We start from the raw sequence: 17,634 nt of genomic DNA on the forward strand, positions 1-17,634 counted from the left end.
TCTTGCTTCATACATTATTTTTTACTCCTATTACTAAATTTTTTAGTATGGTTGTAGACCATAAACCTGCTTCTGACATAAAGATTAATAATAACTTAGGATATATGAAGAATATATCTTAAGTTATACAACAAGGTTAAATTAAAACTTACTTCCCAAACTATTTCTTAGTATTAATGAAATTCAGTTAATCATTGTCACTAATTTAAGTCAAATTTTTTTGAGAAATAATAATTAAATGTGAATATCGAACTTAATTAATTACTGCAATATCTACATTATTCAGACTAACATTATAGCAATAACATCCTGAGGGTATTAAATGAATCTAGTTTGGCAAATATTTACCTTACGTAGTTTTCCTATGAAAGCATACCTTTCAACAAGCTTACTACATCATATTACTGTAGGTCATTTTAAGTCGTGGCAACAGGGTAGTATATTCATGCAGTGGGGAGATTTTCTTGCAACAATAATTATTAGCATTTTGTATATCTTATCACCGTACAGCTCTACTGCTTTAATCGGTTGGCTACTTGGTATTTGCTTTCTCTTTTGGGGATTAATTACAGTATCTGATGATACATCTAAACAAAATGCAGCAAGTATTACCCCACTTCATATAGTTGTAATGTTATATTGGTTAATTGCTGCAACTTCTGCAGCTTTATCACCAACAAAACAAGATTCAATTAAAGATTTAGCGACTTTCAGCTTGTATATACCTCTATTTTTTCTTTGTGCAAGGGTGTTGCGTTCATCACTGATGCGTAACATTGTAATTACAGTATTTTTACATACATCTCTTTTCGTTAGTATATATGGTATAAGACAGTGGTTTATTGGTACACCAGCACTTGCTACTTGGGTAGATCCAGAATCTTCCTTATCAAAGACAACTAGGGTTTATAGTTACTTGGGTAATCCTAATCTACTTGCTGGTTATTTAATTGCTGCTGTAATTTTAAGTGCAGTTGCTATTTTTGCTTGGCAAACTTGGCTACAAAAGACATTAGCCATGATCATGCTTGTAGTTACTAGCATTTGCTTAATTCTTACCTTTAGCCGTGGCGGTTGGATTGGTTTATTGGCGGCATTATTTGCCCTTATAACTCTCTTATATTACTGGTGGAACCTTAAAGTTCCCCCTGCTCTGAGAACTTATTTACCTGTAGCAATTGTTGGAGTTGTAACAATATTATTCATTCTATTACTCGCATTTGTAGAACCGGTGAGAGAAAGGTTTTTTAGTATTTTTGTGGGCCGGAAGGACAGCAGCAATAATTTTCGCCACAATGTTTGGGATGCTGTATTTAAAATGATTAGTAATCGCCCAGTAATTGGTATTGGACCGGGGCATAATTCTTTTAATAAAATTTATCCACTATACCAAGTTCCTGGCTACACTGCATTAAGCGCTTATTCTATTTTCTTAGAAATAATTGTAGAAACTGGTTTTGTTGGTTTAGCTGGTTTCTTTTGGTTACTTATAGTCTCCTTCAATATTGCCACTCAACAGATACAAAGTTTGCGAGTAATAGATAAGACAGATGCCTTTTGGTTAATGGGTGCATTGGCAACCATGATCGGAATGCTTACACATGGATTAGTTGATACTGTGTGGTATCGCCCATCTATACATACCCTATGGTGGCTGATGTTAGGTATAATTGCTAGTTATTGGACTCCCATAAGGCAAAACCAAACCGAAGATAATTCAAAAATTTCTAATTATTGAGTATTCTTTCTACTTTTATTCCTATGGGATGCTTAATTTGTACTGATGAGTACAATTTAATTATGAGTCAAACAAAAAAATCTGTATCTTTTGTAACCTAAGTGCCCTATGTCTATATAAATTTTGTGAATAAGATGATATTACCTGTCTAAAAAGTTACCAATGAGATAATATACTAACTATCTTAGTAACTACCATGAAAATTAAAGATACATCAATTAATTCCTAGTATTAATAACTTTTTCTATCCTTTTTACTGCCATAAGTATCTAAATTTTTTTATTAGCTTAGAGGAAAATATTTACCTCAATTATAACCAGCAAATAGAGGATATAATCTAAAAAGTACACACTGCATTAGTAATTTAAATTACCCGCTAAATATACTAAATCTTTACTATCATCCAAATATTATATTTGCATAAGTATAGAACTAACTAATGACAGATCTACGCGTAAGTAGCCATGCCTAATTATTCGGCTCACATCATAATCTCAAATAAAAGCAAAGCTTTTATAATCCAATTTTGGTAAGCAAACTTTACAAGCAAATATGCTTGTAAAGTTTGAACTTGAATCCTGAATTATGTCCCGATAAATAGATTATATTCAATTATCTTTATATACTCTGCAATGCAACCAAGTAGTTTTCAAATAGGGTCTCTGTTAAGGCTTATAGGGATAATTCCAAGTTTTAAATAGCGGTCAAATGATTTATCTCCTTATTCAAATTTTGACTTAACCATTGCTATACTTTTAATATTTTTATTATTAACAATTACCTCAAATTAAATATTATTAGGTTCCACTTCTGTCAAATTTTAATTACCGAAATAATTATAAATTATAAGCTAGATAACAGCTAGGCTCTGGCTATTTATTAGGAGTATAAGTGTACAGAATAATTATTCTCTGTAGGCATATATTTATTAGAAAGCTCTATCATACAAATCTTTATAAAAACACAAAAAATACATTTATAACTTTCTATATATTTATTTAATACTTGTAATTATATAGCTCATATCTAAGTATAATAAATAATTGTTGGTTTATACTTGAATTTATTATATCAACTATTTGGAAGAGCTCACATACTTTCATATGCAGAATGGTAAGCATAAAAATCAGAGATATGAAGGGTTTAGAAAAAGGTCTTTTACAGAATATTTAACATATGAAGCATTGAGATATGTTTGGGATTATAATGCTTGATTCTAAACCTAGATTCTACATCATAACCAAGATGAATTTGATATAACCCATGGTTGTTGAAAGCACCAGTGATATAAGTTCTCAATTATTTTTTCTGTATCTAAATGGCTATCTAATAAAACTAGGTAGTCTTACCAACAGATACATATAATAATAGTCCTGAAATCATATCATACAATTAGTCAATTAACTGATGAATTATCTCAAATCTACTTAGAGAAATTTTATTATAAAAATTGACTAATTATTTTAGTCAATTGTAAGCTGTATTCATGCTAAGTAAAGTCCATAAGACAACCTACTAACTTACGATAAATATATAAATCTATGTATTATTTAGTTATAATAATGTTATTTAGTGTTTTTAACTAACCTAGCAAGATATTTATTTTTGATTATCTATTTTTTAATCGGATTGAAATTAAACCAAATATTTGATGAACAGCAAAAATAGCAAGAGTAATACAAATAACAATCGAGACAATGGTTATAGAATAGTTAGTGATAATCGTCAGGCACGCTATTTATATGAAATCCTTGAAACCTATGAAGCAGGTCTTGAACTATTCGGAACAGAAGTAAAATCTATTCGTGCAGGTAGGATAAATATTCAAGATGGTTATGCTTTAATCAAGAATGGAGAAGCTTGGCTATTGAATGCTCATATTTCCCCTTACAATGCTAGTAGTCAATATTTTAACCACGAACCCCGTCGTACTCGTAAGCTATTATTACATCGTCAGGAAATTCGCAAGTTAATCGGTAAAGTAGAACAGCAAGGATTAACCTTAGTACCCCTAAAAATCTACTTAAAACGAGGCTGGGTGAAGGTAAGCATTGCCCTAGCTAGAGGTAAAAAAGTTTATGATAAAAGAGAAACTATTAAACAAAGACAGGATCAACGAGACATGCAAAGAGCTATGAAAAGCTATTAAAATGAGTTCAATATATTAAGTTTAACTTCATTGTAATAGCAAAAAATAGCGTTGAAATATCGTTTTCATCAAAGATATTTCAAGTAATTTAATTATTAATATTGCGTATCTGAATAGTTACTAAAATCCCTAATTTATATATTAAATATTTAAGTGGTTTTTCTTTGCTGATATTGTAATTCATGCTATTTGCGACAAATACTCTTGAATGAATCTATAACAGTGTAATTCTTGGGCTAATTATTTTGGGAAAGACCTAAATCCTTTAGGAAATAATTATTCAACAACTATTAGAATACTAATACTTAAGTAATCAGCTCCAGAAAATATTTAAGCATAATCATATCCAACAACCCAAATCTTTTATGATTATTTATATATTATTTCTATATTCTGAGTGCTTATCAGCTATATTAGGAGCATAATATTTATTTATTTTCAACTCTGATTATTAATCGATTAGTTTAACAATTAATATCTTTGGAAGATTACTTCCTTTAGACATACTTTTTCGTATTTGTTTTGGAAAATCACTTTAATTTCTGAAATTCTATATAGAAGAAGAGTTGTTATTTGCCAATATTCTCATTGTAAGCTTCATATTTTGCTCTTATTTTTCAAATCGTCTAAAAGGATTTATTTATACTGCTGTGATATTAAGCACATATATTAGGTTATATTAAGTTACACTACATAAATTTTCTTGGTCAGGACTAAGTAGAATATAGTTATATGCTAAGCCTTAAGATTGATATTCCAACTCTTATCAATTCTATAAATCCAGGTAGAAACTTGAAATAGTAATATGGACTCTTATCTGTTTATATAGCTTAGAATTAAACTAACTTTTATCAACTTAACTACTGACACGAAAATTCTACACCTAAACTAATTTTAGCCTTATTGCAGCAGTATCTAAATTCTTACCAATAAACACCAAAGTGGTTTGTCTAGTTTCATTAACTCGCCAAAGGCGATCATAAAACTGATCAAATCTCCTACCTACTCCCTGTACTACTAAACGCATAGGCCTATTAGGGACATCGACAAACCCCTTTATACGATAAATATCATATTCCTGTGTTAGCAATCGCAAACGTCTTAATAATTCATTTGGTTCATAAGTACGATCTAAAACAAAATGAGCAGATGCAATCTCTTCATCATGATTATGATCATCTTCTGTATCATGGTGGCTAGGGCGATCATTTAAATTATCTTCCGCAGCGGCATTAAATCCTAATAAAAGAGAAGGTTCCAGTTTTATCTCACAACTATCTATAACTTTTACAAACCCAGATAATTCCCGTTTTACTAATGTCTCAACAGCAACTTTTGTTGTTTTATCCACTAGATCGGTTTTATTAATAACTACTAAATCAGCAGAGGCTAATTGATCTTCAAATAGCTCTTTCAAATGAGCTTCATGTTCCAAGCCCTTATCTGCTTCTCTATGTCCTACAACTACATCAGGGTTACTAGCAAATGCACCGACAGCTACCGCAGCACAATCTACCACTGTGACTACTGCATCTACCGTTGCACCAGAACGAATTTCATGCCACCGAAAAGCTTTAATTAAAGGCTTTGGTAAAGCCAAACCGCTTGTTTCAATCAAAATACAATCAATACTATTTCGACTTTGCAATAATTTTTGCATTGTCGGCAAAAATTCCTCTTGGACTGTACAACACAAACAGCCATTAGTTAGTTCAAATATACGATTATTGATATTTCCATCTTCTGGACATATCTGACAGGATTTCAACAACTCTCCATCAATACCGAGCTCGCCAAATTCATTAACCAAGACAGCAATGCGCTTTCCCTGATTATTTTCCAGCAAATGGCGAATTAAAGTGGTTTTACCACTTCCTAAAAAGCCCGTAATGATCGTAACAGGTATTTTTGCTCCCATATTATTCCATAATATATTAATTACTGCAAAGGAACAAATCAGGGGCAATTATTCTAGGAATATAAGCATTATATGCCTTTCATCTATCCAGAGTTTCTGCCCCACATATATAATTATTCCAGATTTCTATGTTTTCGCTAAATGCTAAATGATATTAATCAACAGTAACCAATTCTGTATTTCTCCTGCGACGACGAGTAAGGGCATTGTAAACCATAATTCCAATTGCTTTAATTAAGTTACCTTCTAATTCCTGGAACATTTTCATATTTATACCAAAAGCATTGTTAGCTTCATCTACAATCCGATTACTAGTGTCATTATCAATAGGTAACTGATCTAAAGCCTGACGATACTTATTCTTGAATTCTTTCTCATCACTAATATCAGTAAATTCATAAAATGCTGTTCCACCATCTGTAAGATTCATAGCTGTTTGGGCAATTCCTTTCAATATTTGTCCCCCAGACAAGTCCCCTAAATAACGAGTATAAGAATGGGCAACTAATAATTCTGGCTCGTTTGCTGCAACTTCCCTAATGCGCTCTACATAAGCTTTACCAAATGGAGAGAGCTGAATTTGCTCTCGCCAGTTAAGACCATAGTAGTAACTTAAGTCCTTCTCTAAACTATGTTTGCGATATACTTCCTTAAAGTTAATTTGAGACACAATGGGGTGATTTTGCAGTCTCTCCATTTCTTCTTCCATTACGGAATAGACGAAATAGAGGTTTGCCACTAATTTGCGATAGGAGTTTTTTTCTACTACTCCTTTTAAAAAACACTTAACAAATCCAACGTTTTCTGCCATTGTGTGGGCTTTCTTAGTACCTACACGCAATTTGCCTGCTAAATTGCTGCTCATGCTAAATTTCTCAAATAAACAAATAATCTAGAGAGTTTTTCAAATTATTCAGTGGACTTCAAAAAAGTCACTAGTGAGAATACACTATAACTTTTCAATGAGAGTTTTTATTAAAAATTTTTAAGTGATATCTTCATTTAATTATGCTTTCGTCTAACCATCATAATTTTTTTACCTTATACTTACTATCACTGGGTTGATTACAAAAATTAATGTACTCAAACTTATTTATATAATTAAAATTCAATATTTTGTCATGGTTAATTATCTCTAAGCTTATCAACTATTTACAAATGGTAGTGGAGATAATTGGCATTTTTGTATAACAAGCACTCTATATGGACATTACTATCTATAATACCCAAGATTGTTGATTTCTAAAGTACTTTAAATATTACATATGTTGAATTATAGATGACAAGTGACCAACCAAGTTCCTCCATAAATTATTAAGATTTTAAGAGGAATTGAATAATCGGGTATATGATTAAATGTCCTCCAATCTGATTGCGTGGAGCGTTTGAACTTATGGCTTCCCCAATAGTTCGGAATCAAAGCAATATTAGCTTGAATCCTACTGTAAATAATTTCACAAATAACCTGCTTTGGGATAAACTTAACCTTCCTAAAACTCCTCTGTTTGGAACTGATGGGATTAGAGGTAAGGTCGGGGATATACTAGATGTACCATTGGCATTGCAAATTGGTTTTTGGACTGGTGTGGTATTAAATATCCATACCTCCCATATTGGGCCTGTCATTTTAGGTCAAGACTCTCGTAACTCCAGTGGTGTTTTGGCTATGGCATTAAGTGCTGGTTTAAAAGCAGCAGGATTAGAAGTTTGGTATTTGGGCTTATGTCCTACACCCTGTGTTGCTTACTTAATAAATCAGACTAATGCCATGGGTGGAGCAATGATTTCTGCCAGCCACAATCCTCCAGAAGACAACGGAATTAAAATTTTTGGTTCTAATGGCACCAAATTAAACCAATTGCTACAGGCAGAGATTGAAACGGGTATTAGAGAAAATGTATGTCCGACTATCACCATTTCTGGCCTTGGGAAATGCTACGCTCGTCCTGAACTCATAAAGAATTATTCTGAAGCAATAAAGGTGCCATTTTCTACCAATCAACTACAGGGGATGAAAATAGTTTTAGATGTTGCCTGGGGTGCATCTGTAGGATTGGCATCCTCAGTATTTGAATCCATGGGTGCAAAAGTTATATGTTTACATAATAGTGCTGACGGCAATCGTATTAATGTGGGTTGTGGTTCTACTCACTTGGATATTTTACAGGCCAGTGTTAAACAAAATGAAGCAGATTTGGGCTTTGCATTTGATGGAGATGCTGATCGCGTCTTGGCAGTTGATAATCAAGGTAGAGAAGTAAATGGGGATTATATTCTTTATATATGGGGTAATTACTTAAGACAAAAACAAAAATTGCCAAACAACTTAATTATATCCACTGTAATGGCAAATCTAGGCCTTGAAAAGGTATGGAAGAAAAATGGTGGCAACTTTATTCGTACAAAAGTAGGAGATCAGCATGTTCAGGCAGAAATGCTCAATACTGGAAGTATGCTTGGTGGTGAACAATCTGGGCATATACTCTGCCATCACTATGGAATTGCTGGAGATGGTTTGTTAACAGCCTTACATGTATCATCTCTAGTTAACGAATCAGGGGTTTCTCTTTCAGAAATAGTAGACAAAAGCTTCCAAACTTATCCTCAATTATTGAGAAATATAAGGGTGGAAGATAAAAGCAAGTTTGCTAATTGGCAAGAATGTCAACCATTACAAATGGTAATCGCCTCTGCAAAAAATGCAATCGGTGATAGAGGAAGAATTTTAGTTCGTGCTTCTGGTACAGAACCATGTATCAGGGTGATGGTAGAAGCTGAAGTTGCCGAACTTGCACAAAAATGGCTCAATAAATTAGTTGTTATTATCCAAAAAGAATTATCAGACTAGATAATTAATCTAGTCACTACCAGTAAATAATCAAAAGCTATTAGCTGTTTTCTATATTCAACTTGGCTTTAACTTAATTATTAATAGACATAGAGACTTTCATCATAAACTTCTTTCCTGATATTTTGCTGAAAATCAATACTCTCCTGCGTAATATTAATCATTAAAGTAGGTCCTTAAGATTAACTCTATGACTACTTGATTGTAACTATTTCCTCTATAGAGTAAGACTTAAGGGTAGAACTTTTTTGTTGTCTTGTATCTACTATTAATTCTTAGACAATATCTTCAATATACAATTATTGACAGTGAAATAATTTTTAGTCATAACAACAATGGAAATTAGAGCAAATACTTGTTACAATTTATACAAAGTAATCGAAGTGCTGATTTAAGCCTATAAAATCATTATCAATAATTCTGTTAAGTTGTATCATAGGTGCTTGCAAAAATATTAATATTTACAATACTAATATTTATCAGGGACTATAAAATTAGAACGCAGAGTTATATTCAAATCCCCTTTATTTGGCTCAATCACCACAGTTGCGATTTTCTTCCGTCTGAATAATGTACCAGCAACTGCACCTAAGCTACCACCAGCAAAAATTTCCAATGCATTAATCTTTTTATCACCTGTTAGTAGTGAAATGAGAGCCACAGCACCAATACCTGCAGCTGTATCTTCTAGAACCCTCATATTATTATTAACTTTGCTCATAGCTCCTTTATTAGTAATAATATTTGAGGTAGCATTTATGTTTCTTCTCATACTATTAGGAAATATTATTTCTTCTGCAATGAATTGAGAACCAACTTTCCCATTAAGACTAGCTGGTTCTAGTCGCCCTTTAACTTGACTGCGGGCTGGTATTAGTATTTTTCCGTTCTTGTCAATAATATTATTGGGTATTTCTAATGTAATTTCTTGTATTTTCTTAGAAGTAATAACTATTTTATCTTTAGAATATGTAGTGGGCAATACCGCACCTGCACTAATTGCAAGTCTTCTAACTTGGTTGGAAAGCACTTGTGCTATCGCAGGCGAGGAGGATGCTGTTGGTAGAATTGCACTTGTGCAAATATAAATTGCTGTTATGATTGCAGCTCCTGGCTTTAGGATAGACCTATTAGACATAGAAATTCCCCCTGGTTTTTTTTGATTATTGTGTAAATATTTAGACATATTAATTCATTTATTTATCGGTATTCGGTGACCAGAAGCTATACAGTCTTATAGCTAAACATTTGCTCTGGCTTTAATCTGTAAATTAATGGTAGTGATTGTAATTAAGTTCACTCCCCCATATTTGGATGGACTCACTACCTTACTTAATATTTGTATGGGGGATAGTAAATATTATATTACTATTTTCAAATTTTCCACATTCAAAGAAATTACAAATAAATTTTTGTTAAGAGTACTACTAAAAAACTACTCTCATTTTTTCATGGGCAATGGTAACCTTTTATAAATAACTTCTCCTAATAAGAATAACTTATTTATAACTAATACCCCCTTGCTGTTATGAAAGCCTATTTTATCCATTTAAACTCAAGGCATTGAAATTAACTAATCATAGCCTACTTAATTTCCCCAGAAGGCTTAAAACTTCCTCCATATCATCTTAATTATATTTCTTGATGATTTCGTCTATCTTAATCCCAGTTTATTATAGAAGAAATTCTTATACTCTATGAGTACTAGTCATCATCTTGAATCAATAACTATATCAAACGAAAATAGCATTCGGCCTCAAAAATAAAATAAAACTTGAAGTTAAACAGTCATAATATAACAATTTATCTCTGCTCTCTTCCCTATCGTTTTAAGTCCTGCTTAATATTTAACATTCCTGCCATAATTTCTACTCAATCTAATGTCTGTTACCTGTTATTTCTTAACAACCCTAATAAATATTGGGGCAGATAAATAGTTAGATTATTTTTAGATCTAAATTCACATAGAATAATCGATTTATAAATTACTAAGGCAGCCATTGAGGATTAAAACCAACTAAAGGGAGTTTATCTGGTGTTATAGCCTTGGAGCTTTTCAGATCCGCAATAGGTAACAAAGGCATTAACCATAGTTGGCTACTAGCAATTTGTTGACCACCATCCGTTCTCAAGTTGATGCCAGGAGATTGTTGGAAATTTGTGGGTTGCAAGTATACTTGGTCGAATAATAAACCCAAACCATCAGGAGACAGATTCATACGGATATTATTTTGTCCTGTAGGCAATACAAGTAATGGTCTTTGTTCCCCAGTTCTCAAATTGATTGCCACTATATAAGGCTGTTCTTGATAAATTTCTCCAGACAACACCCGTGTTAATAGACAGTAGATCGTGGGTGATGCAGAATCAAATTGACAGCTCAAAATAGAACCTGTTGTTTTAAAAAGTTGCTTCTGAGGACCCTGATTAGTAACTAAAAAGAGTTCGCGGGTATAGTCTGCATTAAATTTAACCATTGCAGCTGAAGCCCCATCTTTTGAGAATGCTTTCACCAACCCAAATTGGGGTAGAAAATCTAAAGGCTTATTAGCATCTATTTGTAGGGGTAGAATTGCAGTTCCCTGTCCTTGGGAAATTGCAACTGCTTGACCATCTGGAGTAATTATGAAATCCCCTCCTGGTTGACTTTCCAGTTTTTGAAAGTCTTTTGCAGATTCTCCACCTGTATCTGACATAAACCACAATCCAAAATCACTTGGGTTGTCTTTATTACCTCTTTGCACTACGATGGTTTTTCCATTAGGAGATAGATCAAATTTGAGTATTTGGTATTTTTCACTGTCTAGAGTTAATTTGAACTGTCCTGGTTGGGTCGGTTTTTTATTTTGCCGAGTAGAAAGACCTGTAGTAACTGTATATAATTTTGCAGATAGTATATCTTCATTACGAGCAGAATGAGCAGTAAATAGGATTTTCTCTCGGTTTGAATAAGGTTTAAATTCCGTAACCACTAGGTCTCGTGGTGTTAGTATTTGTTTCTGTTGCCGTGTTAAGTTGTACATGATTAGGCGACCTTGGTTATTTGATTCTGCTCCAATATAAAGAATCACGCGATCACGGCTGGAAAATTTACCGATGAAAGGCTGAATAAATTTTTTACCACCTGCTTTAGCTGCAAAATAATCCTGTGCCTTTTGCAATTTAACTTGATAATCCGTCCCATAAGGTGCTGGAGTTAACAGAGTATAAACCATACGTCGCCGTCCTACCCAGCTAAACTTGCCTGCTAGGGGAGGATCAATTATAAGGTTCTCCTCCACACTTTTGATATCCATGGGACGACTAAAAGTCAACCCAAAGGATACTTCATCAGCTCCGATTCTCTTGTTTTCCCAACTGAATTCCCTAACACTAGGCTGGACAATATCACCTCGTAAAATCAATAACCAAATTAACAAAAAGACAAACAGTAAAATAGTGATTGCAATTCGATCAAGTGGTTGTAAAAAAAATTTATTGATAGACATGACGTAATTTTGAATTAGCAATAACGATTTTTCTGTTACCTCCTCTGCCCAACTTAATATTCATAGGGATTATTCGGCTGTGGAATCTTTTTTAGGGAACTAGCATTAATAATTAATTGGCGCTTCCCTAATAGAGTTGTTGCTCCTATGATTCCTTGTACTTCCAGCCATGAATCTGGTTTATATTCCTGACGGGAAGTTAATACTTTGATGGGTAATCCTACAGGATAAGCATCTGCAGCGCAACAAGTAAGTACGAAGCGTGCAAGCAAAAAAAAATCATCTCCAAAATCTTGAGGATGAATCACAAAACCTTGAATTTTGGCTTTTTGCCCTACATATGCATCTGGTTCTGGATATACATTTAAAGTGCGTATCCAATCTATGAGTGATCTTTCCTCAGGATTTACGGAAACCCTAAATGACTGGGGTTGTATACGAGATAAGCCCAATAAATCATTTATTCCCTTTTGTATTGCCTTATCACTGGCAAAAACCTGAGGGGTGAACACAAACCCCAAAACTGCTGTGACCAAAAGTAAAGTGCTGCCCCAACCAGGTGGAAAAATACTAATGTGCTGAACTGAGTATCTTACTTCACAATGACGTTGTTGCCACAACTGCCTGCTTCTAGCAATACTGATAATTATTAAGATAATACCAGTAAGCAAAACCAGGGTAAAATAATTAGGGTGAATCAACAAACTCAGCTTGCCTGTAGACCAGTATTTCAAAATCAAAATTCCCCAGGCTGATATTGCTAAAATATCTAGCCAGGGGAGTAAAATTCTGTAGACTCTTACTCCGAAATTAGGCAAGTTCATATCTATTAGTCATTGTGAAATTATATGAAATAGGCAGAAATAAATGACTAGTCATTTAAATGATATGCAAGTTAATAAACAGAGTAAACAAAAATGTCAATAGCCCAGCCAAGGCAAAGAAATAAAATACTGTTTTGGGCTTAAAAATTGATAGTAGTAAACCAATACCCTTGAGGTCAATCATTGGACCAAATACAAGAAATGCTAACAAGGAACCACTAGTAAAAGTAGAAGCAAAAGATAGAGCAAAGAAAGAATCTACTGTAGAACAGATAGATACCACCGTAGCTAATGCTAGCATGGCAAGAATTGAGGAGATTGAACCTGCACCAAGACTGATAATTAATTCTTGGGAAACTAACACTTGAATTGTGGCTGCAAGAGCACTTCCTAATACTAGTACTGCCCCTAATTCACGTAGTTCTTGTATGGTATTTGACAGTACTAGTTGTATTTTATCTAGAGTTGATTTGCTAGCTATAGGTTCAAGAGTACCTGATAAATTACTCTCAATATTTGAGGTCAAGCTGGCTTGGTTACCCAACCAATAGTTCCCCGATTTCAAGAAATTTGAATTATATGCTGGCTGAGATATTAAGCTTTCTTGCTTTATATATGATTGTCTTTGCTTAGTCGTCGGATTAAACCTTAGATAACGAGCTAATTTTGGTTGAACGATAGGAGATACATCTTTTTGGAAACTAAATATAAAGCCAATAATAGAAGCTATTACAAAGGACAAAATCACCCGTAAAAAAACAATTTCCGGTTGTCCTCGAAATGCCGTCCAAGTAGCCCAAATAACAATTGGATTAATTGTTGGTGCGGCCAACAAAAATCCAATTGCCACGGGAACAGGTATTCCTTGCATTAAAAATCTTCGTGCTACTGGTACATTACCACATTCACACACAGGAAATGCAAAGCCAATCATACAGCCAAATATCGCACCTAATAAGGGGTTCCTGGGAACCATCGCTAAAAGTTTACGCTCATCGATAAAAAACAATAAAAAACTTGAAAATAAAACCCCCATTAACAAAAAAGGTATTGCTTCAATTAGCAGACTCAAGAATATAGTAAAACCATTATTCAGTGGATTCATGGGGTTCGCTGACTAAAGCTAAATTAAGTATTTACACGGAGTTAAAGTTAAATCTTCTATGAGCATTTATAAAACATGAATACTGGATAATAGATAAATATACTTTTGAAAGTATGGGTATTGCAATTTTGTTCTGTATTCTCTCCATAAAAATAAAAAGGCTTTTAAAAAGTCAAAAGTCAAGTATAAGAGTAAAAAAAGTTTTCTAAGCATAGATAGTGCACAAATAGTAAAAATTTCACTTATTAAGTTAAATGAGTAAAGTGTACCCAAGCAACTTAACATATGAACAATATGAATTTGTCAGTAACTTTATTCCAAAAACCCATAATAATAGATGACTAGAGTCATGAAGTCTATAATCTTGTCTGATTATAAAATACAGGAAGCCATATTTTGCTATATATGGGGTGTTATAAGGAAAGATTAATTATATTGGTTCCCATCTGAAAGATTGACCTCCACAGTTAATAGTATACAAAAATTTTCATAGAATATTGCAAATAAGGAAATTAAATAGCAGACACACAATTTTATCAGGGATTGTATATTAAGTCTCAAAAAACATATAATGAGGTAATTCTAGATATTCAAGGAATTAAAAATATGGCAACTATAATTTACTATATTTTTTTTAAGTACCAAGTAGTATCAAAAATACAAATAACGGATTTTTCAAGCGGTTTATTAAAACAGATATATTAGCACCGGAATATATCTGTAATTTCACTTATTTGTTGTTTAGTGAGTTTGTATTACTTTCAATTAGACTTTACTAGTTGTATAACTCCTATTCATAAGTTTGTATATAAAAACATAATATTGAACTAAGAAAATATGAATTAAATATAGTAAAAATAATAATTACACAGTTCCTAATATCATATCCGTAAATACAATAATGTTAATATTAGCTGATTAATAGCCTTATGATTTATGTAAAAATATAAAATATAACAACCATAATAAAAATACTCCTGCTATCATAATTATGATAATAATAGCTGTAAATCTTATCAGCAAATTTATATTAAATAATAAGCCATAAAGAACTTTGAGATAGAAACTCAGTAATGATAAAAAATTAATAATATAGTACTTACAAAGTATACCCAATTATCAGTATTATTTTCAATTGATGATAATATATAAATTGTTGGATACAATAGATATATTTATGCATGTAGATGTTTTGTCTAAGAATTAAAAAGCATGAATCAATAACTTCAACGATTAAATTTTAAATCCAAAATAAAAGAGGTTCTTACTTTGATACTATTTTAGTATTCTTTTCCCATAGTAAATTTAAGTCTTAATACTTCATTAATTATAGGTAAATGCCTTTAAACCATAACAATGACTCTGGTATATAACATTTAGTATGGCTTATTATTTTTTAATTTGACGTTAAATTAATAGTAACAGTTCATAATAAGACCCATATAAATGTATTTATTAGTACAAATGTTGTACTTAAATTATAAGCCTATTTAAAAAAAACAAAATGATAAGGAGTAGCTATGTTTGAGATGCATCCGTTAGATATGTCAGCAAATTGGTGAAAGTTTATGTACACAAATTTGATATAAATATAGCTGCATGGAAGTCAAGGTATTTTTTTGTGGCTTGAAACCATATAACTGCTTGTTTTGTCATAGGAAACTTTACTCAGTATGACTTGGTTGCAAGTTCTTAAACAACATCGCGCAATTGCAGTTATTCGTGCTTCGGAAAGGCAATTAGGATATCAAATGGCTATGGCTGTAGTATCAGGAGGTATGGAAATAATTGAAATTACTTGGAACAGCGCAGAAGCAGGGAGTTTGATTGCTCAATTACGTTTAGAATTACCCCATTGTTGGATTGGAACAGGAACTATTCTAAATATGCATCACCTCAAAGATGCAATTGCCACAGGAGCACAGTTTTTGTTTGCCCCACATGTAGATCCAAATATGATTACCTATGCTCAATCTTTAGGTATACCAATGATACCCGGTGCTTTGACTCCCACAGAAATTGTTACTGCATGGAATATGGGTGCAAGTTGTGTTAAGGTATTTCCCATAATGACAGTAGGAGGAGCCAACTATATTAATTATCTTCAAGGCCCTTTGAGGGAAATTCCCTTAATACCTACAGGTGGTGTAGATTTAGATAACGCTAGGGAATTTATTCAAGCAGGTGCAATCGCTGTGGGTTTGGGTGGACAGTTATTTCCTCAGACATGCATTCGCAGCAGAAACTGGCCATCTATTTCTAATATGGCAAGAAAGTTAATAAATAGATTAGAAGATACGAGAAAATAAAAGCCTGGCAAATCTAAACTCTTAGAAATTAATAATCTAATATGTAGATATATGTAGATAACCTTTAGATTAGGATTTAAGATTCATCCTTTATCCTAAGTCTCTTTACTTCTTGTACAATATTTGCCCCAATATAGAGAAAACAAGGTGCAAACAGCTATTAATTTAACTGCTTCAATGATTAGATAAAATCCATGTAACGTATTCATAATATTGGCAATTTTGATATTCATCTGCCATAGATTCATCTGTAAGCCCATGGCAGACATTTGCGGTGTCAAAATATAAGTATCTACAAGGCATATCACCAGTAATAATCCTGCTAAACACAACATGGTCAAATCTAACTTCGCTTCCTTTTTACTCAGGACTAAGATTCCTGTCAGTACTAAACTTGCACATAATAACTCAATACGATTAAAGTTCCAAAAAACTGTATACCCAGCTTGGATAAAACCAGGTTGCTTCATTACTCCAGAAACATATAAACCAGGCATGATCAACCAGTCTATAATTAGATTGGCACTGAGCCAAAACCCCAAAGTCAAGATAATAATATTTTGCCAAAAGTGACGTTTGTATCCAAAAGGGGAAATAGTATCCATAATTGTAATTGTAAAAACTAGTAACTAAGTCTCCTACTTAATTACTAGTTTTTACAATAAATATCCATAATCTGTTACAAACAAATTACGAACTATGAATGTGCTCCCATTAAAAAACATAAAGTTATATCAAGAGTAATTTATAATTACTACATAATTAATATCTTCAGTTATTTTTTATAAGGTCATTTTCTCAATAATTACTTACTCTAAAGCGGATAAAATAGGGAGAATTGTTTATACTTTCACATACTACTATATTTACCCATGCTTCCATTGAGATTGAGTTTTTCTATGTTTAATTCAATTATTCTACTTACCAGTCTGCTTTTGTTTAACGACTATATCCATAAGCTATTCTATTGCTAACCATTGCAATTATAATTTTTGAGGAATAATTGTGGATTTAGCTTGCAGTTATTGTGACACTACTTTTTGTGAAAGTCACTAGAGATTTTTATCAAATTAAGAATCTTATGATCTGGCAGTAGCAAATTTAAGATGGTCAGAATTTTAAGTTTAACTATAATATCTATATCTGCATTATCTTAGTATGATATCCCCATAAAATCACTTTAATAATTACGGTAAACTTAGATATACTCTGAATTTTTATTTTTTCAATCTTCAGCTATATAGTTTGGCTTATA

At 32.5% G+C, this 17,634-nt stretch carries 11 protein-coding genes; 4 read left to right on the top strand and 7 right to left on the bottom strand.

Annotation, left to right across the window (positions count from 1 at the left end):
* Positions 1-322: 322 nt before the first annotated feature.
* Together RINTHH_RS00990 and smpB are read left to right on the top strand one after the other, a co-directional pair.
* The gene (locus RINTHH_RS00990; protein WP_008231780.1) at positions 323-1,738 is read left to right on the top strand and encodes an IctB family putative bicarbonate transporter; all 1,416 of its coding nucleotides are present in this window, start codon (positions 323-325) and stop codon (positions 1,736-1,738) included.
* 1,651 nt (positions 1,739-3,389) lie between these two features.
* Positions 3,390-3,887 carry an SsrA-binding protein SmpB gene (gene smpB, locus RINTHH_RS00995; protein WP_008231782.1) on the top strand — a complete coding sequence of 166 codons (498 nt, stop codon included), beginning with the start codon at positions 3,390-3,392 and terminating at the stop codon, positions 3,885-3,887.
* 883 nt (positions 3,888-4,770) lie between these two features.
* Here smpB and cobW read toward each other — a convergent pair.
* Together cobW and RINTHH_RS01005 are read right to left on the bottom strand one after the other, a co-directional pair.
* Positions 4,771-5,805, bottom strand: a complete 1,035-nt coding sequence (cobW, locus tag RINTHH_RS01000; RefSeq protein ID WP_044304319.1) for a cobalamin biosynthesis protein CobW — start codon at positions 5,803-5,805, stop codon at positions 4,771-4,773.
* A gap of 154 nt (positions 5,806-5,959) precedes the next feature.
* Positions 5,960-6,670 carry a biliverdin-producing heme oxygenase gene (locus tag RINTHH_RS01005; protein ID WP_008231786.1) on the bottom strand — a complete coding sequence of 237 codons (711 nt, stop codon included), beginning with the start codon at positions 6,668-6,670 and terminating at the stop codon, positions 5,960-5,962.
* A gap of 528 nt (positions 6,671-7,198) precedes the next feature.
* Here RINTHH_RS01005 and glmM point away from each other — a divergent pair.
* Entirely contained in the window at positions 7,199-8,653 is a 1,455-nt protein-coding gene (gene glmM / locus RINTHH_RS01010) for a phosphoglucosamine mutase (RefSeq protein ID WP_008231788.1), read from the top strand.
* Between the two features lie 469 nt (positions 8,654-9,122).
* Here the strand turns inward: glmM and RINTHH_RS01015 are convergent, their stop codons facing one another.
* The 4 genes from RINTHH_RS01015 to RINTHH_RS01035 form a co-directional block, all read right to left on the bottom strand.
* On the bottom strand, positions 9,123-9,791 hold the full coding sequence (locus tag RINTHH_RS01015) for a hypothetical protein (protein WP_044304327.1): 669 nt from the start codon (positions 9,789-9,791) through the stop codon (positions 9,123-9,125).
* 850 nt (positions 9,792-10,641) lie between these two features.
* Positions 10,642-12,141 (bottom strand): hypothetical protein, encoded by a 1,500-nt coding sequence (locus tag RINTHH_RS01025; RefSeq protein ID WP_008231793.1) that lies wholly within the window; start codon positions 12,139-12,141, stop codon positions 10,642-10,644.
* Positions 12,142-12,194: 53 nt separating this feature from the next.
* Positions 12,195-12,965: a TIGR03943 family putative permease subunit gene (locus tag RINTHH_RS01030; RefSeq protein ID WP_008231795.1), complete on the bottom strand. Its 771-nt coding sequence runs from the start codon at positions 12,963-12,965 to the stop codon at positions 12,195-12,197.
* A gap of 55 nt (positions 12,966-13,020) precedes the next feature.
* Positions 13,021-14,070, bottom strand: coding sequence for a permease (locus RINTHH_RS01035; protein ID WP_008231796.1), 1,050 nt, complete (start codon positions 14,068-14,070; stop codon positions 13,021-13,023).
* Between the two features lie 1,673 nt (positions 14,071-15,743).
* Here RINTHH_RS01035 and RINTHH_RS01040 point away from each other — a divergent pair.
* Complete coding sequence (locus RINTHH_RS01040; protein WP_008231798.1) at positions 15,744-16,379, top strand: bifunctional 4-hydroxy-2-oxoglutarate aldolase/2-dehydro-3-deoxy-phosphogluconate aldolase; 636 nt, start codon at positions 15,744-15,746, stop codon at positions 16,377-16,379.
* Between the two features lie 95 nt (positions 16,380-16,474).
* Here the strand turns inward: RINTHH_RS01040 and RINTHH_RS01045 are convergent, their stop codons facing one another.
* Positions 16,475-16,984: a DUF4149 domain-containing protein gene (locus tag RINTHH_RS01045; protein ID WP_008231799.1), complete on the bottom strand. Its 510-nt coding sequence runs from the start codon at positions 16,982-16,984 to the stop codon at positions 16,475-16,477.
* Positions 16,985-17,634 lie beyond the last annotated feature (650 nt).

Source organism: Richelia intracellularis HH01, assembly GCF_000350105.1.
GTDB classification, from domain to species: Bacteria; Cyanobacteriota; Cyanobacteriia; order Cyanobacteriales; family Nostocaceae; genus Richelia; species Richelia intracellularis.

Bases quoted from the DNA above. Each gene is read 5' to 3' on its own strand.
- RINTHH_RS01035 (WP_008231796.1), bottom strand. From the start codon at position 14,070: ATGAATCCACTGAATAATGGTTTTACTATATTCTTGAGTCTGCTAATT.
- RINTHH_RS01040 (WP_008231798.1), top strand. From the start codon at position 15,744: ATGACTTGGTTGCAAGTTCTTAAACAACATCGCGCAATTGCAGTTATT.
- RINTHH_RS01025 (WP_008231793.1), bottom strand. From the start codon at position 12,141: ATGTCTATCAATAAATTTTTTTTACAACCACTTGATCGAATTGCAATC.
- RINTHH_RS01045 (WP_008231799.1), bottom strand. From the start codon at position 16,984: ATGGATACTATTTCCCCTTTTGGATACAAACGTCACTTTTGGCAAAAT.
- RINTHH_RS01005 (WP_008231786.1), bottom strand. From the start codon at position 6,670: ATGAGCAGCAATTTAGCAGGCAAATTGCGTGTAGGTACTAAGAAAGCC.
- cobW (WP_044304319.1), bottom strand. From the start codon at position 5,805: ATGGGAGCAAAAATACCTGTTACGATCATTACGGGCTTTTTAGGAAGT.
- RINTHH_RS01030 (WP_008231795.1), bottom strand. From the start codon at position 12,965: ATGAACTTGCCTAATTTCGGAGTAAGAGTCTACAGAATTTTACTCCCC.
- glmM (WP_008231788.1), top strand. From the start codon at position 7,199: ATGGCTTCCCCAATAGTTCGGAATCAAAGCAATATTAGCTTGAATCCT.
- RINTHH_RS00990 (WP_008231780.1), top strand. From the start codon at position 323: ATGAATCTAGTTTGGCAAATATTTACCTTACGTAGTTTTCCTATGAAA.
- smpB (WP_008231782.1), top strand. From the start codon at position 3,390: ATGAACAGCAAAAATAGCAAGAGTAATACAAATAACAATCGAGACAAT.
- RINTHH_RS01015 (WP_044304327.1), bottom strand. From the start codon at position 9,791: ATGTCTAATAGGTCTATCCTAAAGCCAGGAGCTGCAATCATAACAGCA.